The 25679-nt window shown below is 69.4% G+C and carries 25 protein-coding genes; 9 read left to right on the top strand and 16 right to left on the bottom strand.

Annotated features, from left to right (window positions below):
- Positions 1 to 33: 33 nt before the first annotated feature.
- Both OHB01_RS19485 and OHB01_RS19480 read right to left on the bottom strand, forming a co-directional pair.
- Positions 34 to 1359 (bottom strand): sensor histidine kinase, encoded by a 1326-nt coding sequence (locus OHB01_RS19485; protein WP_142647206.1) that lies wholly within the window; start codon positions 1357 to 1359, stop codon positions 34 to 36.
- A 27-nt stretch (positions 1360 to 1386) separates the two neighbouring features.
- Complete coding sequence (locus OHB01_RS19480) at positions 1387 to 2070, bottom strand: response regulator transcription factor (RefSeq protein ID WP_142647207.1); 684 nt, start codon at positions 2068 to 2070, stop codon at positions 1387 to 1389.
- Between the two features lie 156 nt (positions 2071 to 2226).
- Between OHB01_RS19480 and OHB01_RS19475 the strand changes: the two genes are divergently transcribed.
- Positions 2227 to 2862 carry a hypothetical protein gene (locus OHB01_RS19475; protein ID WP_147943861.1) on the top strand — a complete coding sequence of 212 codons (636 nt, stop codon included), beginning with the start codon at positions 2227 to 2229 and terminating at the stop codon, positions 2860 to 2862.
- Positions 2863 to 2881: 19 nt separating this feature from the next.
- Here OHB01_RS19475 and OHB01_RS19470 read toward each other — a convergent pair whose 3' ends face one another.
- Positions 2882 to 3529 (bottom strand): DUF305 domain-containing protein, encoded by a 648-nt coding sequence (locus tag OHB01_RS19470; protein ID WP_277351439.1) that lies wholly within the window; start codon positions 3527 to 3529, stop codon positions 2882 to 2884.
- A 420-nt stretch (positions 3530 to 3949) separates the two neighbouring features.
- On the opposite strand from OHB01_RS19470, the gene OHB01_RS19465 reads away from it, so the two are divergent.
- Both OHB01_RS19465 and OHB01_RS19460 read left to right on the top strand, forming a co-directional pair.
- Positions 3950 to 4954, top strand: coding sequence for a LacI family DNA-binding transcriptional regulator (locus tag OHB01_RS19465; protein WP_030510556.1), 1005 nt, complete (start codon positions 3950 to 3952; stop codon positions 4952 to 4954).
- Complete coding sequence (locus OHB01_RS19460; protein ID WP_260617210.1) at positions 4941 to 6428, top strand: serine/threonine-protein kinase; 1488 nt, start codon at positions 4941 to 4943, stop codon at positions 6426 to 6428. The genes OHB01_RS19465 and OHB01_RS19460 overlap by 14 nt, the downstream gene beginning before the upstream one ends.
- Before the next feature lie 98 nt (positions 6429 to 6526).
- On the opposite strand, the gene OHB01_RS19455 is transcribed toward OHB01_RS19460, so the two are convergent.
- Complete coding sequence (locus tag OHB01_RS19455; RefSeq protein ID WP_328855785.1) at positions 6527 to 7162, bottom strand: class I SAM-dependent methyltransferase; 636 nt, start codon at positions 7160 to 7162, stop codon at positions 6527 to 6529.
- A gap of 158 nt (positions 7163 to 7320) precedes the next feature.
- Here OHB01_RS19455 and mscL point away from each other — a divergent pair, with 158 nt between their 5' ends.
- Positions 7321 to 7749 (top strand): large conductance mechanosensitive channel protein MscL, encoded by a 429-nt coding sequence (gene mscL / locus OHB01_RS19450; protein ID WP_142647211.1) that lies wholly within the window; start codon positions 7321 to 7323, stop codon positions 7747 to 7749.
- A gap of 25 nt (positions 7750 to 7774) precedes the next feature.
- Here mscL and OHB01_RS19445 read toward each other — a convergent pair whose 3' ends face one another.
- Complete coding sequence (locus OHB01_RS19445; protein WP_142647212.1) at positions 7775 to 8368, bottom strand: hypothetical protein; 594 nt, start codon at positions 8366 to 8368, stop codon at positions 7775 to 7777.
- Complete coding sequence (locus OHB01_RS19440) at positions 8365 to 8643, bottom strand: hypothetical protein (RefSeq protein ID WP_142647213.1); 279 nt, start codon at positions 8641 to 8643, stop codon at positions 8365 to 8367. Before OHB01_RS19440 ends, OHB01_RS19445 begins: the two co-directional genes overlap by 4 nt.
- A 358-nt stretch (positions 8644 to 9001) precedes the next feature.
- Here OHB01_RS19440 and OHB01_RS19435 point away from each other — a divergent pair, with 358 nt between their 5' ends.
- The 3 genes from OHB01_RS19435 to OHB01_RS19425 all read left to right on the top strand — a co-directional run bounded on the left by OHB01_RS19435 (position 9002) and on the right by OHB01_RS19425 (position 10433).
- The gene (locus OHB01_RS19435) at positions 9002 to 9865 is read left to right on the top strand and encodes a helix-turn-helix domain-containing protein (RefSeq protein WP_142647214.1); all 864 of its coding nucleotides are present in this window, start codon (positions 9002 to 9004) and stop codon (positions 9863 to 9865) included.
- A 61-nt stretch (positions 9866 to 9926) separates the two neighbouring features.
- Entirely contained in the window at positions 9927 to 10130 is a 204-nt protein-coding gene (locus OHB01_RS19430; RefSeq protein WP_142647215.1) for a DUF397 domain-containing protein, read from the top strand.
- Between the two features lie 54 nt (positions 10131 to 10184).
- Entirely contained in the window at positions 10185 to 10433 is a 249-nt protein-coding gene (locus OHB01_RS19425) for a DUF397 domain-containing protein (RefSeq protein ID WP_312845732.1), read from the top strand.
- Positions 10434 to 10503: 70 nt separating this feature from the next.
- On the opposite strand, the gene OHB01_RS19420 is transcribed toward OHB01_RS19425, so the two are convergent.
- The 6 genes from OHB01_RS19420 to OHB01_RS19395 all read right to left on the bottom strand — a co-directional run bounded on the left by OHB01_RS19420 (position 10504) and on the right by OHB01_RS19395 (position 19629).
- Entirely contained in the window at positions 10504 to 12480 is a 1977-nt protein-coding gene (locus OHB01_RS19420) for a glycosyl hydrolase family 28-related protein (RefSeq protein ID WP_328855784.1), read from the bottom strand.
- On the bottom strand, positions 12480 to 14045 hold the full coding sequence (locus OHB01_RS19415) for a glycoside hydrolase family 13 protein (protein WP_142647217.1): 1566 nt from the start codon (positions 14043 to 14045) through the stop codon (positions 12480 to 12482). Before OHB01_RS19415 ends, OHB01_RS19420 begins: the two co-directional genes overlap by 1 nt.
- A gap of 41 nt (positions 14046 to 14086) precedes the next feature.
- Positions 14087 to 15064, bottom strand: coding sequence for a carbohydrate ABC transporter permease (locus OHB01_RS19410; protein WP_328855783.1), 978 nt, complete (start codon positions 15062 to 15064; stop codon positions 14087 to 14089).
- 11 nt (positions 15065 to 15075) lie between these two features.
- Complete coding sequence (locus OHB01_RS19405; RefSeq protein WP_142647219.1) at positions 15076 to 16002, bottom strand: carbohydrate ABC transporter permease; 927 nt, start codon at positions 16000 to 16002, stop codon at positions 15076 to 15078.
- A 174-nt stretch (positions 16003 to 16176) separates the two neighbouring features.
- Positions 16177 to 17556, bottom strand: coding sequence for an extracellular solute-binding protein (locus tag OHB01_RS19400; RefSeq protein WP_142647220.1), 1380 nt, complete (start codon positions 17554 to 17556; stop codon positions 16177 to 16179).
- Between the two features lie 1062 nt (positions 17557 to 18618).
- Entirely contained in the window at positions 18619 to 19629 is a 1011-nt protein-coding gene (locus tag OHB01_RS19395; protein ID WP_142647221.1) for a LacI family DNA-binding transcriptional regulator, read from the bottom strand.
- Between the two features lie 345 nt (positions 19630 to 19974).
- On the opposite strand from OHB01_RS19395, the gene OHB01_RS19390 reads away from it, so the two are divergent.
- Positions 19975 to 22833: a discoidin domain-containing protein gene (locus OHB01_RS19390; protein WP_142647222.1), complete on the top strand. Its 2859-nt coding sequence runs from the start codon at positions 19975 to 19977 to the stop codon at positions 22831 to 22833.
- Between the two features lie 81 nt (positions 22834 to 22914).
- On the opposite strand, the gene OHB01_RS19385 is transcribed toward OHB01_RS19390, so the two are convergent.
- The gene (locus tag OHB01_RS19385; protein ID WP_142647223.1) at positions 22915 to 23907 is read right to left on the bottom strand and encodes a LacI family DNA-binding transcriptional regulator; all 993 of its coding nucleotides are present in this window, start codon (positions 23905 to 23907) and stop codon (positions 22915 to 22917) included.
- A gap of 130 nt (positions 23908 to 24037) precedes the next feature.
- Between OHB01_RS19385 and OHB01_RS19380 the strand changes: the two genes are divergently transcribed.
- A complete protein-coding gene (locus OHB01_RS19380; RefSeq protein WP_142647224.1) occupies positions 24038 to 24409 on the top strand; it encodes a hypothetical protein in 372 nt (123 codons plus the stop codon).
- 408 nt (positions 24410 to 24817) lie between these two features.
- On the opposite strand, the gene OHB01_RS19375 is transcribed toward OHB01_RS19380, so the two are convergent.
- The 3 genes from OHB01_RS19375 to OHB01_RS19365 all read right to left on the bottom strand — a co-directional run bounded on the left by OHB01_RS19375 (position 24818) and on the right by OHB01_RS19365 (position 25559).
- The gene (locus OHB01_RS19375) at positions 24818 to 25027 is read right to left on the bottom strand and encodes a hypothetical protein (protein WP_142647225.1); all 210 of its coding nucleotides are present in this window, start codon (positions 25025 to 25027) and stop codon (positions 24818 to 24820) included.
- A gap of 145 nt (positions 25028 to 25172) precedes the next feature.
- Complete coding sequence (locus OHB01_RS19370) at positions 25173 to 25400, bottom strand: DUF6158 family protein (RefSeq protein WP_142647226.1); 228 nt, start codon at positions 25398 to 25400, stop codon at positions 25173 to 25175.
- Positions 25401 to 25412: 12 nt separating this feature from the next.
- Entirely contained in the window at positions 25413 to 25559 is a 147-nt protein-coding gene (locus OHB01_RS19365) for a hypothetical protein (protein ID WP_168065849.1), read from the bottom strand.
- Positions 25560 to 25679 lie beyond the last annotated feature (120 nt).

Below are 25679 nucleotides of genomic sequence, written 5' to 3'. Positions count from 1 at the left end.
CAGGAGGAGTTTTCGGACGATCCCGGCGCGGAGTCAGGGGCGGGAGCCGTGGGCCCGGGTGCGCCGCAGCAGGCGGCGGCGCGGGCCCGCGGCCCGGCCGTCGGTGTGCAGCCACAGGTTGACACCGGTCCCCCCGAGCGCCGAGGGCTCGATGCGCACCCCGCCGCCCGTCGACTCGGCCAGCCGCCGGGCGATGTCGAGACCGAGCCCGGTCGAGCCGGCCCCGCTGTTGCCCCGCCGCAGCGCCTTCTCGGGATCGGGGATGCCCGGGCCCGCGTCGGCGACGAGGATGCCCACCATGCCGCTCCCCCGGTGCAGTGTGACGCGGAAGGCCGTGCCCTGCGGCGTGTGACGGAAGACGTTGCCGAGCAGCGCGTCGACCACCGCGCCGAGATCGGCCGCGGCGACCGGCACCGGGCTGGGCTCGTCGGCGCCGACGAGCTGCCACGGCCGCGCCTGGTCCTCGGCCAGCGCCGACCAGAAGGCGAGCCGTTCCCGGAGCACGAGCGCGGCGTCGCAGCCCGCGGGCACCGTCCGGGACGGCCGCCGGGCGGCCTCGATGATCTCGTCGACGGCCCGTTCGAGCCGGTCGATGGCGAGCCTGCGCTGCTCGGCCTCGGGTCCGGTGCCGCCCAGGTTGAGCCGCAGCGCGGTCAGCGGGGTGCGCAGCCGGTGCGACAGGTCGGCGGCGAGCTCGCGCTCGGCCGCGAGCAGTCCCGCGACCTGGTCGGCCATCGCGTTGAACGCCCGCCCGGCGGCCACCAGCTCGGGCGGGCCGTCAGGGGTGATGCGCACGGTCAGGTCGCCCGCGCCGAGGGCCGCAGCCGCCTGCCCGAGCCTGCGGGCCGCCCGCACCACCCGGGCCCCGAGCCGGTCGGCCACCACCACCGACCCCACCACGAGGGTGACCGCGACGCCGGTCAGCACGGCCCATGAGGTGGACACGCCCTTCCTCGCGTCGGCCTCGGGCGCGTACACCTCGATGACGGCCCACCGCCCGTCGCCCAGCGCGACCGGCCTGAGCAGCACATATCCCTTGCCTACCGGCACGGTCCTGGCCCTTTCCGCCGCGCCCGCGACGTCGGTCGCCGTGACCCGGGAGCGGCCCACCGTACGCCCGTCCGGGAGATGGACGGCCAGGCGCGAGGTCCCCGCCGGGGTGCTGGCCAGCGCGCGCTCCAGCGCGACGGCGTCGTCGGTCACGACGAGGGCGGGCACGATCGTGGCGGCCTGGCGCTCGGCGTCGGCGAGCGCGCGGCTCTCGGCGATCTCCTTCACGGCCACGGCCAGCGGGATGAGGAAGGCCAGCGCGACCATCGCCGTCACGGCCACCGCCACCAGGGCCAGGCTCCGTCTCACCGCCGCTCCCGCTCAAGACGCCGGGGTTCAGCCCTCTGCAGGGGGGCTGAGGCGCACGCCGACGCCCCGCACCGTGTGCAGATAGCGGGGCCGGGAGGCGCTCTCGCCGAGCTTGCGCCGCAGCCAGGACAGGTGCACATCGATCGTCTGGTCGTCTCCGTACGACTGCCGCCACACCTCCGCCAGCAGCTCCCTGCGCGAGATCACGCGGTCGGGACGGGCGGCGAGGTAGGCCAGCAGGTCGAACTCCCGGCGGGTGAGGTCGAGCGGCGCGCCGTCGAGGCGGGCCTCCCGGCGGTCGGCGTCGACGACCAGGCCGCCGACCCTCGCGACCGACGACGACGCCCCGGGCCTGGCCCGGCGCAGCACGGCTTCAAGCCGGGCGTTGAGGTGGTCGCCGGAGAACGGCTTGACCAGGTAGTCGTCCGCGCCGTCGCGCAGCAGGCGGACGATCTCGGCCTCGTCGTCCCGCGCGGTGGCCACGATGACCGGCACGTCGGAGATCGCGCGGAGCATCTTCAGCGCCTCCGCGCCGTCGAGGTCGGGCAGCCCCAGATCGAGGACGACCACGTCGGGGGCGACGTGGGCGATCTCGCGCAGGGCGTCGAGCGCCCGGCCCGCGCTGCGGACCGCGTGGCTGCGCCCGGTCAGGTCGCGGATGATCGCGGATCGGACGAACTCGTCGTCCTCAACCACCAGAACGGTCGCCATGAACCCGAAACGTACACTCCGACCCGGCGCGGCGTCCCGGGAAGAGCGATCCGAAACACGCGGCTTTATGGCCATTTACGGCATGCTCAAATTAGTAGAGGTTGACCAAAATGGACCGAGCGACAATTCCGATCACGGACTAGAGTGAGCGGCCACATGAGAAGGACCGCCGGTTACGTGATCGCCTGGTGCGGGGCCACCGCCGTCGCCGTCGGCGTGTCCTGGCTCGGCGTGCGCGACGTGTTGCGCAGCGCGATCCTCGACGATGCTCCACTCGCTCCCGTGGTGGCCGTCGCCGCGCCCCCGTCCGTCTCGCCGCCGGTCCCGCCGACCGTCTCGCCGACCGTCTCGCCGACCGCGGTGGGGGTGTCGGAGAAGCCGTCCCCAGCGCCGTCCGGGCCGCGGCCCTCCGGCGGCGCGACACCCGGCCGGCGGTCTCCCTCCCGGCCCGCCGCCACTCCGGTGCGGACCGTGCGGACCTCCCCGGCACCGCGCCCGGCCCGGGCCACGCGGCCGGCGCGTACGACGGAGTCCGCACCCGCCCCCCGGCAGCGCAAGGCCGCCGACGGGGAGAGCCTGCACACGTTCACGCTGAAGGGCGGCCGGGCGACGATCGCGGTGACCTCCGCGGACTGCCATGTGGTGACGGCGACCCCGAACGACGGCTACGAGGTCAAGGTCTGGGAGGAGGACCAGTGGCTGCGGGTCGCGTTCCTCCGGGACGCCCATGAGTCGTCGGCGTTCTGCACCTGGAACGCCCTGCCCCCCAGGCTCGACACGTACGAGAACTGAGGGGTTCCGGCGGCGGGGCTCAGTCGAGCAGGTCGCGGTATTTCTTGAGCTCCTTGACCTCGGCGCCCAGCGCGGTGACGGTGGCGGTGGCCAGCGCCTTGGCCCCGTCGAAGGAGCCGTCGGCCTGCTCGGCCCGGGCGAGCTTGATCGCGCCGTTGTCGTGCTCGATCATCAGCGTCACGTACTTCCGGTCGAAGGACGGGCCGTTCAGCTTGGCCAGCGCCTCGATCTCGGCGCGCGTCTGCGTGCCGGGCATCGCGTGGTCGCGCGGCAGAGGCTCCGCGCCCCACATGTCGAGCCAGCCCTTGAACGTGCGGATGTCGGCGTCGCGGGCCGTGGCGACCTTCGCCGCGAACTGCCCGACCCACGGGTCGCCCGCCCGGGTCTGCGCGATCCTGGCCATCTCCAGGGCCTGGAGGTGGTGCGGCACCATCTTCCGGGCGAACGCCACGTCGGCGGCCTTGCTCCCGCCGGGCTGCTGCGCCGCATCGGTCTCGTCCGGTGCCGCGGCGGCCTCGGAAGTATCAGTGGCGTCGGGGCTCGGTGTGGGCGTCGTCTCAGGCGTGGCGGGGGGCGAGGCGGCGGCCTGTCCCACCGGAGCCGGTGAGGCGGCCTCGCCCGCCAGGTCCGGGGTTCCGCATCCGGCGAGCAGGGCCGCCGTGAGCATGCCCGTTAATGCTCCCGTCACACGGATCGTGACGGCGGGGAGACGGCGGATAGTGGTCGTCACTGGAAGGCCTTTCCGGTTCTGGCTCGGGGACGGCCGCGACGCCCACCGGGGCCCGGCGAGCGGGTCCGTCCGTGATCCCTTGCCGCAGGACCCTACCGCCGGGCAGTTCCGGCCGCCCTCCGCACGGCGTTTCGGCATATTTACGGTGATTATCGGACAAGCTGGGCATCGCGTGTCAAAATTCCCATTCACTTCCCTGGATCACCCTTGTGCTCTAGCCTCCAACTGTGCCAAACAGGAGCGAAACTCTACGAAAGGTTTCACACCGAGGAAACCTCTGTTGACACGAGCGAAACAGTGATACTTTCGCTTGGGAGCGCTCCCAAGCCGTGTGAACCTTCGGGCCGAGGAGACCGGATGGCCGATCTTCCCACCCTCGCAGAGGTAGCCGCCGCAGCCGGCGTCTCCCCGGCAACAGCTTCCCGGGTCTTGACCGGCTCGGTACGCGTGACCACGTCGACCCGCCGACAAGTCCACGACGCGATGTCGCGTCTGGGCTATGTACGGCGCCGCGCCCCCCGGGGATCCGCGGGCAGGCGGGCCGAGCAGATCATCGCCGCGGTCGTCTGCGAGCACAGTCCACGCCTTTTCACCGAGCCGTTCTACGCCAGGCTCCTGTCCGCCTGCGAGGAGGTGTTGACGACGCATGGGGTGCCGATGGTCGTGATGACCGCGACCCCTGCGACCGCCTCCATCGCCGCACCGCCGCTGGTCGCGGGCGCCGTCGACGGCGTCCTGCTGATCGGGGCACGCGCGCGGCACCCCCTCGCGGTCACGCTGGCGGCCTCGGGCGTCCCCGTACGCTGTGCCGGGCGGCCGCCAGACGGCATCGACCTCCCGTTCGTCGACATGGACAACCGTGACGGCGGACGGCAGGCGGCCGAGCACCTGCTGCTCAACAACCGCAAGCACATCGCCACCATCGCCGGGCCGCCGACCCTGCCGGCCGCGCGCGACCGGCTGGAGGGCTTCCGGCAGACGCTTCGCGACGCCGGTGTGCTCGACATGCCGGTGGCGTACGGCGACTTCACCCACGCCTCGGGTGCGCACGCCATGCAGTGGCTGCTGCAACGGGCGCCGCACCTCGACGCCGTGTTCGCGGCGTCGGACGTGATGGCGGCCGGGGCGATGCAGACACTGCGCCGCGCCGGGCGGAAAGTGCCTGACGACGTGGCCGTCATCGGATACGACGACGCGCCCGTGGCCAGGCACACCTCGCCGACGCTGACCACGGTCAGGCAGCCCGTCGAGGAAATGGCCACGCTCGCCGCACGACTGCTTCTCATGACACTCGGGGACGGGGACAATCCCAAGGGCAATCCGGTGCTGCCCACGGAACTGGTGGTTCGTGAATCGGCCTGAGCTTCGAGAAGGCGACGTCCTGACCCGTCGCTATCTGCTCCAGGAGCGGATAGCGACGGGCGGGATGTCGGTCATTTGGCGCGCCTTCGACCAGTCACTCCAGCGCCTGGTCGCGATCAAGGTGCTGGACGGCTCGCTCGGCGACGACAATCCCGGACGGGAACTCATGCGCCGGGAGGCCAGGGCCACCGCCCGGCTCATCCACCCGGACGCGATCGAGGTCTACGACTACGGCGAGACGGTCACGAACGGCGGCAGGCTGGCGTCCTTCGTGGTCATGCGCCTGCTGGAGGGCCGGTCGCTGGCCGACCGGATCATCGAGGGCCCGCTGCCCTGGGCCGAGGCGGTGGAGATCGCCGCCGGGCTGGCGAAGGTGCTGGCCGCGGCCCACGACCGGGGCATCGTCCACCGCGACGTCACCCCGGAGAACGTGCTGCTCGCCGACGACGGGCCCAAGCTGCTCGACTTCGGGATCGCCGCGTTCATCGGCGAGGCCGACGACCAGCTCGTCGCCGACTTCGGCACCCCGCCGTACGTGGCGCCGGAGCGGCTGAAGGGGACGACGGCCGACCCGGCCGTGGACGTCTACGCGCTCGGCGTGCTGCTGTTCGAGATGCTCACGGGCACCCTGCCCTACCCGGAGAAGACCTGGGAGGACATCGAGGCGGCACGGCGGGAAGGCCCGCCGCCGACGCCGGAAGGGGTGCCGGGCCTGCCGCAGGAGGTCGCCGACCTGTGCCGGCGCTGCCTGTGCCCCGACCCGGTCGACCGGCCGACCGCGCGGGCCGTCGCCGCCGCGCTGACCTCGATGAAGAAGCCGCCCGGCCCACGCGGGGCCGGCTGGGGAGCCACCGCCGTCGGGGCAGCCGCCCTCGGCGGCATTCTGTGGTTCACCCAGGTGCAGGGCCCCGAGGTCGGAGCCGTCGCCGTCCCGCCCACCCCCTCGCCCGCGCAGTCGCAGGTCACCGCCTCGCAGGTCACCGCCTCGCCGGCGCCGCAGGCCGGAGCCGTCGCCGAACTCCGGCACACCGTCGCCCCCGTCGCCGACCCCCTGCAGGAGGCCGGGCCGGGCAGGCACCGCCCCTCCCCCTCGGTCAAGGTGAGGGTCGTCAAGAAGGACCGCCACGCCGGCGACACGGTGCGGCAGCCGGAGACCTCGGCCACCCGCAAGGCCGACGTGGCGCCGCTGCCGCTGGCCACCACGGCCGCGCCGATGCGGGTCGACACCGCGGTCCGGCAGTTCAACCTGCTCGTGGACGGCGCGGAGGCCACCCACGACATCGACGACGACGTCGCGCTCGACCTCAAGCAGGTGCTGCGCAACGCCGTCGGCAACGGCGAGGGACTGGCCGTCATGCGCACCAAGGTCGAGGTCCGCTATCAGGAGGGACGCCTGCCGCTCACGCTGAAGGGGGAACTGCTGGCCGCGCTCGACCGGGTTGAAGCCGCTCTCAGCGAGGCCAGCGATACCTAAAGTGGGAGCGCTCCCAGAACAACCCTCTGTTGAGTTCCGTCAGGACCGAAAGTCCAGCCGTGTCCGTTAATCGGTCAAGCTGGGACCGAAATCATCTTCTACCGCCGTAGGGCCGGCCGACGAAGCCCAGCCCCCGGACGGTGTTCAGATCCGTTTGATCGTCGCGAGCCACGCCGGTGCGCCGTTGTCGTGACATCGCGTGTGAACCCGATCCGGTTCGACGGCCACGACATCCCATCCGCCGACCGCGGCGAACGCCCCCTCAGCTCTTCCTCACCGACCGGATGCGGGCCGGTGTCAGGACCCCTGTCGCTGAAGCACAGCACGAACACGATGCCGTCGCGCTCGGTCACCGCCGCCAGGCTCGCCACGTATCCGAGGCGCTCGTCGCCGTCGAAAGTATGGAACAGCCCGCAGTCGAGCACCGTCTCGAACCTGCGCCCCAGGCGTTCCAGGTGGAGGGCGTCGGCCACGGCGAACTCGGCCTCGATCCCCCGCTCGCCGGCCTTCGCCCACGCTCTCGCCAGTGCCGTCTCGGCCACGTCGACGCCCAGAACCGGCAAGCCCAGCGCGGCGACGTGCAGGGCGTTCTCTCCGCTCCCGCAGCCCGCGTCGAGAACCGTTCCGGCGAACCGGCCCTCGGCCGCCAGACGTACGATCGCCGGCTGCGGACCCCCGATGTCCCATGGCGCGGGGCCGTCGTGATACGACGCGTCCCACGGCAGCCCCGTCATACGTTCATGACTGGTCGGAGGCCGTCCGCCGAACGAATCACCGGCGGGGTTTTCCGGTCGCTCGGACATCGTCGTCCCCTTCCCCGCATGGGTCTATTTCAGATCCCTACGGGCCACACCCTTGCATAGGGGAGGTAAAACAGATAGGCCGTTGCCTCATGAGCGGATTCAAGAAGTTCCTCATGCGGGGCAATCTGGTGGAGCTCGCCGTCGCCGTGGTCGTGGGCGCGACGTTCAGTGGACTCATCCAGGCCCTGGTAGAGGACCTGATCACCCCCCTGATCGCGGCCGTCACCGGCGGGAGGCAACCCGACTTCTCCGGCTTCACGTTCACCGTCAACGGCGCGGTGTTCAAGTATGGCGACTTCGTCAACCACCTGTTGACATTCCTGATCATCGCCGCCGTCATCTACTGGCTGGTCGTCCTGCCGATGACCCGTTTCCTGAGCCTTTTCGACACCAAGAAGGAGGCCACCGAGAAGAAGTGCCCCGAGTGCCTGTCCGACATCCCCGTCGGCGCCAGGCGCTGCGCCTTCTGCACAGCCGAACTGTCCATCGTCCCCGCCGCCGAGAAGCCCCCTGCCTGACCTCTCCGCGGGCCCGTCCTCGTCGTCAGGGGCGGAACCGGCTCAACGTCCGCTCTCCGGTTTCCGGCAGTTCCCCGGGAACGGGGCGGCCGGCGCGCCGCAGCACGTCCACGATGACGAGCGACGTCCGGTGCGGGTCCCTGGTGATCCGCACCCCGTGGGCCAGCCAGCACGCGGCGGCGATCATGTCCCGGGCCCGTTCGAGGTCGCCCGGGCTGGTCCCCGCCCTGCACCACACCCACAGGCGCTCGCCGAACGGCTCCGGCCTCGTACGGAGGATCATGGGCAGCTTGCCCCGCCGGTTGACGATCAACGCCTCGGCGCAGGCCTTCCGTACGCGGTGGGGGGTCACCACGCACCAGAAGCGGCCCGCCATCTCCCGGCGTGCCTGCGGCCACACCAGGATGAGCAGGCAGACCAGGGATCCGGCGACGATCGTCACGGCCGGGCCCGCCGCCCGTACGGCGACGGCCACAACCGCCGGTCCACCCGCCAGCAGCATCGCCTCGTAACGCCACCTCCACAGCACCACCAGCGGTCCCGGGCGCGCGACGGGAGAGGTCTCCCGCTCGATGAACCGCAGGACCAGGTGCGGATTCCGCCTGACGAGGTGCCTCATGCCCGGCCACCCGAGGGGCGCTCCGGCCTGCGGGAGGCCGGCGGTTCGAGCAGGTTGACCCGCCCGGTGCCCCGGCATCGGCGGCACGGCAGCCCCGTCGGGCATTGCCCTTGCGCCGAGCAGACCGTACAGGCGACCAGCGCGTCGAACCGGGTGTCGCGGTAGGTGTGCGTGTGCCAGGTGCGCCGGATCTCCCAGCGCTGCACCCAAGCGAACGCGTCGATCTCGGCGAACGCCTCCTCACCGACCCTCCACAGGAGGGCGATGATGCGCATCCGTAATCCAGTGGGGGAAGGAGCACGCATGTTCTTGTTGTTAGAGTGCACGGGATCATCCCTTTGCTGAGCAGGCAGGTCGGATGGTCGTCTGCGCTGGGTCGATGTGCCACCATCGGCCCAGCAGCGCGTTTCCGGGGAAAAGAGGGCCAGAAGATGGGCCCCCGCCTCGCATCGCCTCCTTCCGGGAACCGGCTGGTCCAGCCGCCACGTTGAGGCTTATGTCTGGCTCATACCCGTCCTTTGCCTGCGGCAATCAGCTGTTGGCAATTGACAAACGACATTTTCCTGCGGCACCTGCCATCCGCGTGTTAACCTGCGACTCTTAGCGCTTCATGGGCTCAGAAGGTGACCGCTCATGGCCGGGACGAACGTGACCATCCGCCGGCGCCAGTTGGCGAACCGGCTCAGAGAGATGCGGACTTCCGCAGGGATGACGGCCGAGCAGGTCGCGGAGCAGCTGCTCTGCAGCGCAGCCAAGATAACGCGCATGGAAAAGGCGCAGCGTGGCATCAGCCAGCGCGACGTACGAGATCTGTGCCGCATCTACGGCGTGACGGACGAGGACCAGGTTCGCCAGCTAATGAACTGGGCCAGAGAGTCGCGCCTGCCGGGGCTCCGCCAAGAGTACGGCGACCTAGGCTACGACGCGATCTACACGTACATGGACCTCGAGGCGGCGGCGTCTTCGATCATCGAACTGCAGATCAGCTACCTTCCCGCACTGTTCCAGACAGAGGAGTACGCCCGGGCGCTGATCCGAGGGCTACTTCCGGGCATCAGGCAGGAGGTGCTGGACAGGCGCGTCGAGGCTCGCATAAAGCGCCAAGAGCTCCTGGCGAAGCACGAACCCCCTCGCTACTGGACCTTTGTCGACGAGGCGGCACTGCACCGAGTGACCGGCGACGCGGCGGTCATGGCCGCCCAGCTGGAGCATCTGCTCGCCGTGGGACAGGCTCCGCATGTGACGGTGCAGGTAATCCCCTTCACCGCGGGACCCTACATGTGTGCGGACGACCCCTTCGTGATGTTCCGCTTCCGCGACTCACATCTGTCGGATGTCGTCTATCACGAATCACTGGACCGAGTGGAGTATCTGGAGAAGCCCAACGAGTTAGAAGTTTACCGTGAGGCGGTCGACCGCCTACGCGCTATCGCGCTCTCTCCCAACGAGTCCCTCAAACGCATTGCCCGTGCTAAATCGGACTTCAGCCCCAGCTGACCACCCAGATCACAGAGGGAGCGACCGTCTCTCGGGACACTCTACTGAGGGACAGGAGCATATGAAACCGATTGAGAGAAACGTGGAATGGCGTGTCTCCTCGCGCTGCAGCGGTGGGAACTGCGTGCAGTTCGCGCAGGTGACGGAGGGAGTCGCCCTTCGGGACTCGAAAAATCCGGACGCCGGAGCGCTCTATTACTCACTCCAGGAATGGCACGCCTTCGTGGCGGCTGCGAAAGCGGGCGCCTACGACCTCACGAAGTGATCTGCCGCGCTCGCCACTATCCCGAAGAGGGCCTGCAAAGGTAAATTTATGGGAGTGGCGCTTTCGCCGTTGCTGCGCAACTCACGTTCGGGAGGGTGGATGGCAGGCCGACCTACGTTCAGCGATGCGACATGGCGGCGGGCCTGCGGCGGCGGTAACTGCGTCGAAGTGGCTTTTCAGGATGGGCGAGTCGGCGTTCGCGACGGGAAGCAGGGCGACGACAGTCCTGTGCTGGCCTTCACTGCCGAGGAATGGCGGGCATTCCTGCAGGAGGCCAAGACCGGGGCGTTCGACCCGTCCTGACATCGACGGGCACGCGTGAGGGCTTCCCCGGGCTGATGGCCGGGGAAGCCCTTTCAGTGGGTGAAGAGGTTCACCAGGGGGACGGGGCGGGTGGGGGGACGACCGGGGGGCGGTCGTCGCAGGTGATGGTGTTGGGCAGCATCCAGGGGGCGAGCCAGCCGCCGTCGTTGCCGCCGAGGTCGGTCAGGGAGAACTCCGACCCCGTGGGCGGGAAGTTGAACGACCCGCAGTTGTTGACACCCACCGCGCCGACGTTGCGGGCGTCCACGTTCTCGAAGGACGCCGAGCCCTTCACGCGGGCACTGACCACGGAGGTGCCCGTGCCGTCGACCCGGATGTCCTTGAAGCGGACCTTCGGGATGGCGTACTGGTCCTTCACCGACCACTCGCTGACCAGCATGATCGCGTTGTACGTGCTGTCCAGGTAGTGGTCGCCGCTGACCTCGATGTCGGCGTCGATGTCCTTCTCCAGGGCGTAGAACCAGATGGCCCCCAGGCCGATGTTCCAGTTCAGCTCGTACGTGCCGGCTCGCACGGTCGTGTTGCCGTTGATGCGGAGCCTGCCGGTGAACGGCTCGGCGCCGAACCGGGAGCCGACCTGGATGGCGCTGCCCTCCCTGATCGGGTCGGCGATCAGGTTGTCGGAGACCGTGTTGTCTCTGCCGCCGTAGATCGCGATGCCGTTGGCCAGCACGGGCGTCTGGATCGTGTTGTGGTCGAACGTGTTGCCCGCGTCGGCGGTCTTCTCCGACCACATGGCGAGGGCGTCGTCACCGGTGTTGCGGAAGAAGTTGTTCGACACGACGGAGCCCGTCACGCCGGTGTGAAAGTTCAGCCCGTCCGCGATCTGGTCGACGATCACGTTGTTGGTGATCTTGATGTTGCGCATCGGGCCGTCGAACCACATGCCGACCTTGGTGTGGCGGATGTAGAGCCCGTCGATGGTCGAGTCGCTCATCGCGCCGCCGACGCCGTTGACCTGGTCGGTGTCGATGCGCTCCCGTACGTCGCCCTCGATGGCGAAGCCGGACAGGTGCACGTTGCGGCTGCCGCCGGCCGCGGCGTCCTTGCCATAGAAGCCGACACCGGTGTGCACCGAACCGTCCGGGGCCGGGGTGGCCAGGTCGACCTGACGTCCCTTGATGATCGTGTACCAGCTTCCGGCACCGGTGATCGTCACGTCGTCCACGACGATGTGACGGTTCACCTGGTAGGTGCCCGGCGGGATGTAGACCTTCAGGTGCGTACGCTTCGCGAACGCGATCGCCTTGTCGATCGCCCCGGCGGAGTCGCGCCTACCTGTGGGGTCGGCGCCGAAGAGCAGCACGTTCGCCGCGAGGACCTCGACGCGCGGCGGCCCGACGAGGTGCGAGTCGAGCAGGTCGACGACCGTCCAGGCCGCCTTGCTCCCGGCAGGCACCGTCAGCCGCACCGTGTCGCCCGCCCGGTACGTACGGTCGAGCAGGAGGCGCTGCTCGTCATAGAAGTGGTTCGGGCGGAACGGCTTGGTGATCTCCGGCGTCGGGGTGGTGGCATCCGGCACGCAGGAGCACTCGGTGATCCACCAGTCGGAGTGCAGCAGCCCGGCGTTCGGATCGTTGGAGAACGGATATTGGTTGTAGAGCCAGGCGTACTGCGACGTGAGGGTCATCGTGGCGCGCTTGTGGCCGTTCACCGCGACGTCGAGCGGCGCGGTGATGCCGCCGCCACCGGGCGCGTCCGGGATGCTGTAGCGCACGGTGATCGCGTTGGCCGCCTTGGGCAGCCGGAACTCGACGTACTGCCCGGGGGTCAGCTTGACGGCCTTGCGGCCGGACGCCTCCGCGGGCAGCGTGTAGGCGTCGCGGCCGGGGCCGATGACCGTGCCGTTCGTCGCCGCGTTCTCCGCCTCCTGTTCGGCGAAGTCGACGTCGGCTCCACGTCCGGCGACGAGCGCCGGGTCGAGAGCGGCCCGCGTCACGACCGTGGGCTTCACCGTGGCGGACGCGGGCGTGGATAAGACCACGAGCCCGGTGGCGGCCAGGGCCGCCGCCAGCAGGATTCTCATCAGGCCTCCATGATCCAGATGGCGGTGTCGGACGGCAGCAGGCCGCCGTCGAGGGGGCCACTGGCCAGCAGCACCGAGCCCGTCTCCGGGAGCGCGACCGGCTCGGCGCCGAGGTTGACCACGCACACCAGGCCGGAGTCGCGGCGGAACGCGATCACCTCGTCCCCGTATGGCAGCCAGGTCAGCGTGCCGTCGCCGAGCAGCTCGCGGCGCAGCCGCAGGGCCGAGCGATAAAGGGAGAGCATCGAGTCGGCGTCGGCCTCCTGGGCCTCCACGGTGAGGTCGCGCCACCCGGCCGGCTGCGGCAGCCAGGGCTCGCCGGTGCTGTAGCCGAAGGGCGGCTCGCTGCCCGACCACGGCAGCGGCACCCGGCAGCCGTCGCGGCCGCGGACCTTGCCGCCGGAACGCTCCCACATCGGGTCGTCGATGAGCTCCTCGGGGATGTCCTCGACCTCGTTGAGGCCGAGCTCCTCCCCCTGGTAGACGTAGACGCTCCCGGGCAGCGCCATCGCGAGCAGCGCCGCCGCCCGCGCCCGGCGGCGGCCGAGCTCCAGGTCGGACGGCATGCCGTCGCGGCGCTCCGCGTTGTCCCAGGACGTGACGGCCCGGCCATAGCGGGTGACCGGACGGGCGACGTCGTGGTTCGACAGCACCCACGTCGCCGGCGCGCCGATCGGCACGTGGGTGGCGAGGGTCAGGTCGATGCTGTCGCGCAGCGCGGCCGGCTCCCACGCGCTCGACAGGAAGTCGAAGTTGAACGCGGTGTGGAGCTCGTCGGGGCGCAGATACTTGGCGAACCGCTCCTGGTCGGGCAGCCACACCTCACCGATGAGGATCCGCGCGTCGTAGGAGTCGGCCACCCGCCGCCACTCGCGGTAGATCTCGTGGACCCCGTCGTGGTCGGTGTACGACTCCTCGACGCTGTCGAGGTCCTTGACGATGACGGCGGCCGAGTCGATGCGTACGCCGTCCACGCCCCGGTCGAACCAGAACCGCAGCACGTCGAGGAACTCCTCGCGTACCTCGGGGTTGTTCCAGTTGAAGTCGGGCTGCTCGGGGGCGAACAGGTGGAGGTACCACTCGCCGTCGGGCACCTGCGTCCACGCCGGGCCGCCGAAGATCGACTTCCAGCCGTTGGGCGGGCCGTCGCCGACGCCGGGGCGGAACCAGAACCGCTCCCGGGCCTCCGAACCGGGACCGGCCGCCAGCGCCTCCTGGAACCAGGCGTGCTGATCGGACGCGTGGTTGGGCACGACGTCGATGATCGTACGGATGCCCAGGCCGTGGGCCTCCTCGATCAGCTTCTCCGCCTCCGCCAGGGTGCCGAAGACCGGCTCGATGCTGCGGTAGTCGGCGACGTCGTAGCCGCCGTCGGCCATCGGCGAGGGATACCACGGGTTGAGCCAGATGGCGTCGACGCCGAGACCCGCCAGGTAGGGCAGGCGTGACCGCAGCCCCGCCAGGTCACCCGTCCCGTCGCCGTTCCCGTCGGCGAAGCTGCGCAGGTAGACCTGGTAGATAGCGGCCCCGCGCCACCATTCGGGGGTCGAGGTGTTGCCGGGCATGCTGAATACAACTCCTTACGGGTGTTAGCGGCGGGGGACGTTCAGCCCTTGAGGCTGCCGGCGGTGAGACCGGCCATGATGTGCCGCTGGAACAGGAAGAACACGACGATGGTCGGGATGCTGGCGATCACCAGGGAGGCGACCAGCACGTTCTGCGGCATCTGCGAGGAGAGCGAGGCGATGCCGATGCTCACCGACATCTTGTCGCTGTCCGGCAGGACCAGCAGGGGCCAGACGAAGTCACGCCAGACGTTGACGACGGTCAGGATCGAGACCACGCCGAGGATGGGCCGGGAGATCGGGATCACGATCGACCACAGGATGCGGCCAGGCGACGCGCCGTCGATCTCGGCGGCTTCGAGCAACTCCCTCGGGATCGAGTCGAAGAACCGTTTGAGCAGGAAGACGTTGAAGCCGTTGGCCGCCGCCGGCAGCCAGATCGCCCACGGCGTGTTGAGCAGGTTCCAGTGGAGGAACGGCACGTCCTTCACCGTCAGGTACGCCGGGAGCATGATGACCATGGGCGGGATCATCAGCGTCGACAGCATCAGAGCCAGCACGACCTTGCCGAGCGCCGGGCGGAGCTTCGACAGGGCGTAGGCCGCCGAGACGTCCACCGCCAGGGTCAGCAGCCAGGCGCCGCCGGCGTACAGGGCGGTGTTGCCGAGCAGCGTGCCCAGGTCCAGCAGATCCCACGCCTCCAGGTAGCCGTCCAGGGAGAAGTGCGACGGCAGGAACGTCGGCGGGATCGAGTTGAGTTCCTCGGTGGACTTCATCGCACCGGTGATCATCCAGTAGAGCGGGAAGACGAACGCGGCGGTGAAGCTCACCACCACGACCACCAGCACGATCCAGTAGATGATCCGGCCCCGCGTCGTGTTGAGCTGGTGCGGCGACACGGCAGTGCGGAACTGCGTGTTCATCGGCTTGCGCGGCCGCCGCGGCCCGCGGCGCTCCTGCCGGGAGGAGATGGCCGGCGCCCCGGCCGAACGGTCGGGCATGACGGTGGTGTTCGACATGGTCGCTCCCCTCACACCGTGTTGTCGCGCGAGACGCGCAGGTAGATAGCGGAGAACACCATGAGCACGATCATGAGCATCAGGCCGAGCGCGTTGCCCGCGTTGAGATTGCCGAAGTTGAAGGCGTACTGGTACATGAGGTAGACGACGCTGACCGTGGCGTTCTCCGGGCCGCCGCCGGTGAGCAGGTAGGGCTCGATGAACACCTGCATGGTCGCCACGATCTGGAGCAGCAGCATCACCAGCAGGATGAGCTTGGTCTGCGGGATCGTGACGTGCCAGATCCGCTTGAACAGGCCGGCGCCGTCGAGTTCCGCGGCCTCGTACAGCTCGCTCGGGATCGTCTGCAGGGCGGCGAGATAGATGAGCGTGCCGCTGCCCATGTTCATCCAGGTGGAGACGATGACCAGCGAGATCAGCGCGGTGCTCGTCGAGTTGAGCCACTGCAGGCCGGGCAGGTGCACCAGGCCCAGGACCTGGTTGAACAGCCCGTAGTCGGGGTTGTAGAACCACTGGAACAGCAGCACGCTCACCGCGGGCGGCAGCATGACCGGCAGGTAGACCACGAAGCGCAGGTAGGCGCGTGCGTGCCGCAGCTCGTTGAGGACGATCGCCGTGACGAAGGGGATCCCGTAGCCGCACAGCAGGGCGAGCACCGTGAACAGCGCGGTGTTGAGCCAGGCCGGCCCGAAGGCCGGGTCGCTGACGACGGTGCGGAAGTTCTCCAGCCCCACCCACTTGGGCGGGTCCACGAAGTTGGTCTTCTGGAAGCTGAGGATGACCTCCCGGATCATCGGATACCAGGAGAAGAACGCGAAACAGATCAGAGCGCCGCACAGGAAGCCGTAGGCGGTCACGTTGCGCCGCACGGCGCGCCGTAGTTTCGTCGGCTGCCGCTGCCGCCTGCCGCCCGCTGCCGGAATGCTCGCTGTGGTCATCGTTGTGAATCCGATCTCGACGTGATTGCCGGGGCGCCGGCCGCACACGTACGGCGGCGGGCGGCGCCCCGGGGTTTAGGTCGTGGCTGACAAATCATGGCCCTGCTGCGCGTGGCCCAGGCTCGCGACGGGCGGCGTTTGTCAGCCACTCCCTAGGCCCGGATCATCAGGGCGTCAGCTCTTCGAGGCCAGCAGGGAGTTGACCTTCGACTCGGCATCGGACAGAAGCTGGTCGATGTTCGCGTCCTTGCGGGTCAGCACGGCCGACATCGGGGTGTCGAGGATCTTGTAGATCTCCTGCGCGTACGGCCCGGGCTCGGCCTTGGGCGGGATGCCCTTGGAGCCCTCAACCCAGCCGGCGAACTGGGAAGCGTCGATGTTCGCGTTCTGCTGGCGCAGGTCGTTCACGGCCTTGCCGGACTCGGTGTCCGGGCGGTACAGGTCCGGGTACGGCTGGCCGACGGTCAGGTTCGCGCCCTTGGCCCGCACGTAGTCGAACTGGCCCTTACCGGGGGTGAGGAACTTGTACTCGATCCACTTGAGGCCGGCCTTGATCTGCTCAGGGGTGGCCTTCGGGTTGATCATGTAGCCGGCGCCGCCGTTGAACAGCGCCTTCGCCTCCGGCTGCGCGGTGATGGCGTAGTTCTCGAACTTGCCGCCGAAGTCGTTGCGCAGCGAGATGAGCACGTCGGGCGCGCCCAGCATCATGCCCATCTTGCCGCCGGCCATGGCCTTCATCAGGGCCGGCCAGTCGATGTAGAGCTGGGAGCCCATGCTGTTGTCGACCCACCGCATCTGGTGGAGGTTCTCCAGCACGGCCTTGCCCTCGGGGGTGTTGAAGGCGGCCTTCTTGCCGTCGTCGGTGAGGACCGACCCGCCCCGGCCGTAGAGGGAGGCGGTGAAGTGCCAGCCGCCGACGTTGTTGCCGCTGTACTCGCCGTACCCGACGTAACCGGGACCGAGCCCGGCGATCTTCTTCGCGGCGGCCTGCACCTCGGCCCAGGTCTTGGGCGGGTTGTTCGGGTCGAGCCCGGCCTTGGTGAAGACCTCCTTGTTGTAGACGAGGCCCATGCCGTAGCCGTCGGTCGGCAGGCCGTAGATCTTGCCGTCCTTCTTGAACAGGTCGATCGAGTTGTTGTAGTCCTGGAACGTCTTGATCTCGTTGACGTACGGCGTGATGTCGGCGGCCTGGCCGCTTTCGATCAGACGGGCCACGTTGGGGAAGTTGACGTAGAAGACCGTCTCCAGGTCACCGCTGGCCAGCTTGGGCTCGAACGTGCGCGGGTCGTAGCAGGGGAAGGCGTCGGTGACCTTCGAGATCTTGATGTTGGGGTTCTGCTGCTGGAAGGCCGCAAGGTCCTCCTCGAAGGTCGCCCGCTCCGCCTTGTTCGTCTTCGGCGGCTCGCAGTTGACGCTGATCGACACCGGCCCGGCGTTGCCCGGCGCCGCACTCGCCTTGTCGCCACCGCTACCGCTGTCGTCGGTGCCGCACGCCGCGGCCGCTGCAATGGCAAGTCCCGAGACCAGCAGTATCGAGAGCTTGTGGGATTTCATCCTCGTTCCCTTCTGGAACCGCGCACCACGACCCGTCGAAGCACACGGCTCGGGGCCGACTGGAGCGCCCCGATCCGCTCGGTTGCGAGAAACATACAGAGGCATGCAGGAGTGAGCAATAGTTCGTCATTAACTGTGCAAAAAAGTGACAGTGATCGCTCTGCAACTGGCAGGCCATGATCGGCAAGCTGGCACGACGGCCGCAAGCGCGTTCACGAGCATGCTCGTGAGGCTAGACCCGGCTTGTACGGCTGGTCGTGCTCACGGCTTGTACGGCTGGTTGTGCTCGCGAGCCTGGTTGGTTCCTTGAGGCTCGTGGGCAGGCTTTGCTCTACCCGTCGCTCCACCACTCACGGGCGCACTCACGGGCGGGCTTCGCCCCACCCGTTGCTCCACCCACCCTGTGCTCGACCACATCGCTCCCACCGCTCATGGCCAGGCTTTGCTCTACCCGTTGCTCCAACTCATCCTTTGCCCAACCACATTGCTTCCACCGCTCATGGCCAGGCTTTGCTCTACCCGTTGCTCCACCCACCCTGTGCTCGACCACATCGCTCCACCGCCGCTCACGGGCGGGCGGGTGCTCCGGCCGGCCGTGATAGTTGCGGTCTGGTGAGCCTCGGGAGCGGCCATCGCGGGCGCGGTGGTACAGGGCACGGTCTTACGCCGGCCTCCGCACCCGCCCGCCCCCGCGCTCCGCGTCATCATCGATGTGCCGGGGAACCCCACCACGCTGCCAGAGCACCGGGGTGGAGGGAGCGGAGCGGAAGGGAGCGAGGACCGCAGCGAAGGCCCAGCGGAGCGGGTTTCGCGAGGACCGGAGGTTCCTTCCGGCGCAGTGACCGACTTGCCCAAGGTCCATGCGCTGGCCGGCACCGCCAACATCCAGCACGCTGAACAGCACCGCCAAGGTCCCCCATGCTGACCAGCACGCCCAGGGTCCATGCGATATCCGACCCCACCAAGGTTCATCGCCCTGACCAGCACGCCCAAGGTCCATGCGCTGAACGGCATGGCCAAGGTTCCCCACGCTGACCTGTGGCCAAGCCTGTGCGGCCGGGCTCAGGGGCGGGGGGCGGGGGCGGTGGAGGCGCGGACGACGAGTTCGGGCTCGAAGAGCAGCTCGTCGCCGGGCACCACGGCCGCGTCGATCTGGGCGACGAGCAGCTCGACGGCGGCCCGGCCCATGGCGTCGATGGGCTGGCGGACGGTGGTCAGGGGCGGGTCCACGCAGTTCATCAGCGCGGAGTCGTCGTAGCCGATGACGGAGACGTCTTCGGGCACCGACAGTCCCGCCCGGCGGGCCGCCCTGATGGCGCCGAGGGCGAGCACGTCGCTGGCGCAGATGATGCCGGTCACGCCCGCGGCGACCATGCGCGCGGCGGCGGCGTGGCCGCCTTCCAGCGAGAACATCGTGTGCTCGACGTGGTCGGGGCCGAGTTCCAGGCCGTTGGCGGAGGCGTACGCGCGGAACGCGGCGAGCTTGCGCTGGGACGGCACGTGGTCGGGCGGGCCGAGCAGCATCGCGACCTGGCGGTGCCCGAGCGCCATGAGGTGGGCGAGCGCGATCTCGGCGGCGGCGACGTCGTCGCACGAGACCTGCGGAAACCCGAGATGCTCGACCGCCGCGTTGACCAGCACGGTCGGCAGCTTGCGGTCGAGGACCCTGCGGTAGTGGCTGTGGGAGGCGTCCCCCTGGGCGTACAGGCCGCCGGCGAAGACCATGCCCGAGACGTGCTGCTGGAGGAGCAGGTCGACGTAGTCGGACTCGGAGACGCCGCCCACGGTCCGGGTGCACAGGACGGACGTGAACCCCTGCTGGGCCAGCGCGCCTCCGACGACCTCGGCGAACGCCGGGAAGATCGGGTTCTGCAGTTCCGGGAGGACCAGGCCGACGAGCCGGCCTCGGTCGCCGCGCAGCTGGGTGGGGCGTTCGTATCCCAGCACGTCGAGCGCGGTGAGCACGGCCTCTCTGGTGGCGTCGGAGACTCCCGGCTTGCCGTTGAGGACGCGACTCACCGTCGCCTCGCTCACGCCCACCTTCTTGGCCACTTCCGCAAGCCGTCGTGTCATGGACGCAACTATACGACAGCGCGCGCAAACATTTTCATCCACTTGCGCATGCGCGGAGGATCAGCAGGTCAGGCCACCGTCTTGCGACCGCGGGGCTCCCGCCGCTGACGTGATCGGCACGGGACGAGTCCGGCGATCCTCGGGGTGATATGGGGAGCGTTCCAGGGGCCCGAGTGCTGGGGAGATGTGATGACGTAACGCGCATGTCATCTTGCGAATTCTCGTCGCAATATTGCAGTTGGATGTTCGTCAACTTATCGTGTGGGCCACTCACCTTCTTCGGAGGTGTGGCGGTCCAGCGTCCACGCCGCATCTCCCGGGTCTCGCATGCGGGAAAGGAAGCTCATGAGAAGATCCGGAGCCGCCGTCGCGGTGGCGGGGGCGCTGATCGCCGTGGGGACCGTGGTGGCGTTCCCCGGCACCTCGTCGGCCGCGACCTCGCCGTCGCCCTTCTCCATCCCGGGAAGAGGCGCGACCGTGCCGTTCACGGAGATCGAGGCCGAGGCCGCCGCGACCAACGGCGAGCAGATCGGCCCGGACCGCGTCTACACCCACCTGCCGTCCGAGGCGTCGGGCCGCCGGGCCGTACGGCTCGACGCGCCGGGAGAGTACGTCGAGTTCACCCTGCCCAAGCCCGCCAACGCGATGACGGTGCGCTACAGCGTGCCGGACAACGCGGCCGGAACGGGCATCACGGCGCCGGTCGATCTGCGGATCAACGGGACGAAGCTCAAGGACCTGCAGTTCACCTCCCGGTATGGCTGGTTCTACGGCGGCTATCCGTTCGGCAACTCGCCCGGCGACAAGCCGCACCACTTCTACGACGAGACGCGGACGATGTTCGGGTCCACCTTGGCGGCGGGGACCAAGGTCAGGATTCAGGTGGCCTCCACCTCGACAGCGCCGTGGTTCGTCGTGGACGTCGCCGACTTCGAGCTCGTGCCGGACGCGATCCCCCGGCCCGCCGGGTCGCTGTCGGTCGACGACTTCGGCGCCGATCGCAACGGCACGAGCGACTCGACCGCCGCCTTCCAGGCCGCCGTCGACGCCGGGAAGGCCCAGGGCAAGGAGGTCTACATCCCGGAGGGGACGTACACCCTGTGGGATCACGTGGTCGTGGACGGGGTCACGCTGCGCGGCGCCGGGCCCTGGTACAGCGTGCTCACCGGCCGCCACCCCACCCAGCGCAACCGCGCCGTCGGCATCTACGGCAAGTACGTGAGCGGCGGCGGCTACACCGGCCCGATCCGGCCGCACGAGGCGGGCGGGCCGAGCCGCAACGTCACCCTGCGGGACTTCGCGATCATCGGTGACATCACCGAGCGGGTGGACGATGACCAGGTCAACGCCCTCGGGGGCGCGATGACCGACTCGGTCGTCGACAACCTGTGGATCCAGCACACCAAGGTCGGGGCCTGGATGGACGGCCCGATGGACAACTTCACGCTGAAGAACAGCCGCATCCTCGACCAGACGGCCGACGGCGTGAACTTCCACACGGGAGTCACCAACTCGACGGTGACCAACACCTTCGTGCGCAACAGCGGCGACGACGGCCTGGCGATGTGGCCCGACCGGATCGCCAACGTGAACAACGCGTTCACCCACAACACCGTGGTCGCGCCGGTGCTGGCCAACAACATCGTCACGTACGGCGGCCGGGACATAAAGATCACCGACAACGTGGTGAGCGACACCGTCACCAACGGCGGCGGCATCCACGTCGCCAACCGCTATCCCGGGGTGAACTCCGGTCAGGGCACGGCCGTCGCCGGCACGATCAGCGTCGCCCGCAACACCCTGATCCGGGCCGGCAACAGCGACTACAACTGGAACTTCGGCGTCGGCGCGATCTGGTTCGACGCGCTCAACGAGCCGGTCAACGCCACGATCAACGTGACCGACACCGACGTCATCGACAGCTCCTACGAGGCCATCCAGTTCATCGAGGGCAGCACCCAGACCGTCAACTTCTCGAACGTGAACGTGGACGGCACCGGGACGTACCTGATCCAGGCGCAGGCGGCGGCGAAGGCGACCTTCACCAACGTGAGCGCGGCCCACATCGGCGCGGGCGTGGCCATCCACAACTGCGTCGGCACCGGGTTCGCCCCCGCGTACGGCACGGGCAACTCCGGCTGGAGCCTGAGCTCCACCGTCTGCACCGGCCAGTGGCCCGAGCCCAACTACATCTACGACGGCAGCGGCCCCAGCCCGAGCCCCTCGCCGTCCGCCTCCCCCAGTCCTTCTCCCTCGCCCACCCCGACGACGTGCGCTCCCGGCAGCGGCGACCTCGCCCGGGGCAAGGCGGTCACGGCGACCAGCAGCACCCAGACGTACGCCCCGGCCAACGCCACCGACGGAGACACCTCGACCTACTGGGAGTCGGCCAACAACGCCTTCCCCCAGTCGATCACCGTCGATCTGTGCGCGGTGACCCCGATCCAGCGGGTAGTGCTCAAACTGCCGCCGAGCTCCGCCTGGGCCACCCGCACCCAAACCCTGTCCATCCTCGGCAGCACCGACGGCTCCAACTACACCACCTTGTCCCCCTCGGCAGGCCGCACGTTCGACCCCGCCTCGGGCAACACAGTGAGCATCCCGTTCTCCACCGCCAACGTCCGGTATGTCCGGGTAACGGTCACCGGGAACACCGGCTGGCCGGCCGGGCAGCTGTCGGCCTTCGAGGTGTACGGCACCGGCGCCACCCCCGGCCCGAGCCCCTCGCCGTCCGCCTCCCCCAGTCCTTCTCCCTCGCCCACCCCGACGACGTGCGCTCCCGGCAGCGGCGACCTCGCCCGGGGCAAGGCGGTCACGGCGACCAGCAGCACCCAGACGTACGCCCCGGCCAACGCCACCGACGGAGACACCTCGACCTACTGGGAGTCGGCCAACAACGCCTTCCCCCAGTCGATCACCGTCGATCTGTGCGCGGTGACCCCGATCCAGCGGGTAGTGCTCAAACTGCCGCCGAGCTCCGCCTGGGCCACCCGCACCCAAACCCTGTCCATCCTCGGCAGCACCGACGGCTCCAACTACACCACCTTGTCCCCCTCGGCAGGCCGCACGTTCGACCCCGCCTCGGGCAACACAGTGAGCATCCCGTTCTCCACCGCCAACGTCCGGTATGTCCGGGTGACGGTCACCGGGAACACCGGCTGGCCGGCCGCCCAGATCTCCGAGTTCGAGGCGTACGCCTCGTAACCCGGAACGGGACGCCCGGAGGAGGAGTGGACGCCTCCTCCTCCGGGCTCCCCCACACAGCATGACCCCCTCGGTGGGCCGTCAGGAGACGGGGACGCCGACGCGGCCGGTGGAGGAGCGGACGACAAGCTCCGGCTCGAACAACAGCTCGCCGGTGGCGACGGCGGCGCCCTCGATCTGGCTGACCAGCAGCTCCACCGCGGCCCGGCCCATCGCCTCGATCGGCTGACGTACGGTAGTCAGCGGCGGGTCCACGCACGTCATGAGCGCGGAGTCGTCATATCCCACGACAGAGATGTCCTGGGGCACGCGCCGGCCGGCCCGCCGCGCCGCGCGGATCGCCCCGAGGGCCAGCGGGTCGCTGCCGCAGATGATCCCGGTGACGTCCTGCCGCACGAGCTTCAGCGCCGCCGCGTGGCCGCCCTCCAGCGAGTGCATCGTGTGCTCGACCAGCTCGCCGCCCGCGGCCCGGAACGCCTCCAGCTTGCGGATGGACGGCATGTGGTCGGCGGGGCCGACGACGAGGCCGATCCGCTGGTGGCCGAGCGCGCGCAGATGACCGAGCGCCTGCTCCACCGCGATCGTGTCGTCGCAGGAGACCCGGGGGAAGTCCCAGTGATCGGCGGCCGCGTTGACCAGCACGGTGGGCAGCCGCCGTTCGACCAGCCGCAGGTAGTGCTCGTGGACGACGCCGGTCTGGGTGTAGAGCCCCCCGGCGAAGACCACGCCGGACACCTGCTGCTGCAGCAGAAGATCGACGTAGTCGGCCTCGGAGATCCCACCGACCGTACGGGTGCACAGCACGGGGGTGAACCCCTGCTGGGCCAGCGCCCCGCCGACGACCTCGGCGAACGCCGGGAAGATGGGGTTCTGCAGCTCGGGCAGGACGAGCCCGACAAGGCGGGCACGCTCGCCGCGCAACTGCGTGGGCCGCTCATACCCGAGCACGTCGAGGGCCGTCAGCACGGCCTCTCGGGTGGCCTCGGATACCCCGGCCTTGCCGTTGAGGACGCGACTCACCGTGGCCTCGCTGACCCCGACCTTCTTCGCAACCTCCGCAAGCCGTCGCGTCATGGCGGCAAGCATACGACGCGGAACGGCCGTGCCAAGGATCTTCGATGACACGGTTGCAAGCGGGCTGAAAGCACTGTGAAAGAGGTGATTCCTAGCGTCTGCCGTGTTGCAGATCTCCCAGGAAGGCACCATGAACATCCTCAGGAACAGCCTCGCCGTCGTCGCGGCGTCCGCCCTTCTCGGTCTGACCGCCGCCTGCAGCGGGGGCCAGACGGCCGTCTGCGAGGAGGCGACCAAGGCGTTCACCGACTACAGCTCCAAGGCGGCCGGCGCGGCCGGCGACATCAAGGGCCTCAACGCCGCGACCAGTGATCTGGCCGCGCAGCTCAAGGAGCTGTCGGGCAAGGCCGACGGCGACCTGAAGGTGACGCTCACCGGTCTGGCCGACTCGTGGGGGTCCTTCAAGATCGACCTTTCGGACCCGGCCGCCGCGACCAAGCTCGCGGAGTCGGGCCAGAAGGCCATCCAGGCGACCCAGCAGCTCGCCTCCGCCTGCTCATGATCTTTACGGCCCCGCCCCGCCACGCCGCCGGCGCCTGCGCCGGGGGCGGGCGGGTGCGGAGGCCGGCGTAAGACCGTGCCCTGTACCACCGCGCCCGCGATGGCCGCTCCCGAGGCTCACCAGACCGCAACTATCACGGCCGGCCGGAGCACCCGCCCGCCCGTGAGCGTCGCGGTTGGGCAATGTGGTCGGGCAAAGGATGGGTGGAGCAACGGGTAGAGCAAAGCCCGCCTGTGAACACGAAGCGGAGTGCGGCTACGAATCAAAAGGGCTCTTGAGCACACCCACCTTTGCCGGCCGCGAGCACAACCAGCCTCGGTGTAGCCCTCCGCTTCACGACAGCCTCACGAAGCCCAGCACGCGGCACCCGCCCCGTCCCGCAGCACCACTTCGACGCCGTCCCTGCGCTCAGTATTCGAGCCCCCAGTCGTGGGTGCCGAGGGTGTAGGCGTCCCCTTCCGGCACCAGCCTGCCGCCGTCGGTCAGCGTGCCGAGGCATCGCCGTACGGAGTCTTCGGGAAACCCGGTCATCGCGGCGACGGCGGCGACGGTCGCGGGCCGGTTTTCCATGTTCAGAGCGGCGACGGCCTCGTAGACCGTCATATCCGCCGTCGTCATCTCCTGGACGTCCTCCAGGCTGTCCTCATCAGGCGTCCCGCTCTCCCCGCCAGGCGCCCCGCTCTCCCCACCAGGCGCCCCGCTCTCCCCACCAGGCACCGCGCTCTCCCCGCCAGGCACCGCGTCAGGCGCCGCGCTCTCCTTGTCAGGCACTGCGCTGCCTCGCCCCCTCGCGGAGTCGCTCCGGATCGACCTGCCGGTCCGGGTAGCGTTCGAGGTATTCGCGTTCCAGCTCCTGCATACGCGAGGTGTGGTGCTCCAGCGCGTCGTCCGATCCGTGGAAGAGCGTGTCAGACCGGGTCTCGTGCAGGTGGCGCAGCTCGCGGATCAGGTCCTCGTCGCTCAGGTCCCGCGGGTCGACTCCCATGGTCATGGCGGTCCTCCTTCACACCTCTGTCGGCTTGTCCCAGCGCTCGTCGGGGTTCTTGTCGTCCGGCTCAGCGTTCGGCGGGTCGGTGGCGGACGGAGTCCACTCCTCGGCGAAGTCCGGCTCGCCCTCGGTATCGATGTATCGGTCGTCTTCTCGTCGCATGCCAGGTCTCCTGCCCGGCGAAGCGCCACCCATTCCCACCCGAGCCCCACCGCATCCCCCAGCAAGCCGTACGGCCCGCTCCATCGAGCGACGGAGACGGGCCCTACGGGGACGGGAGTG

This window comes from Microbispora hainanensis (genome assembly GCF_036186745.1).
GTDB lineage: Bacteria > Actinomycetota > Actinomycetes > Streptosporangiales > Streptosporangiaceae > Microbispora.
Note: the sequence above shows the minus strand (reverse complement) of the source record. Positions and strands in the feature narration are given on the sequence as shown.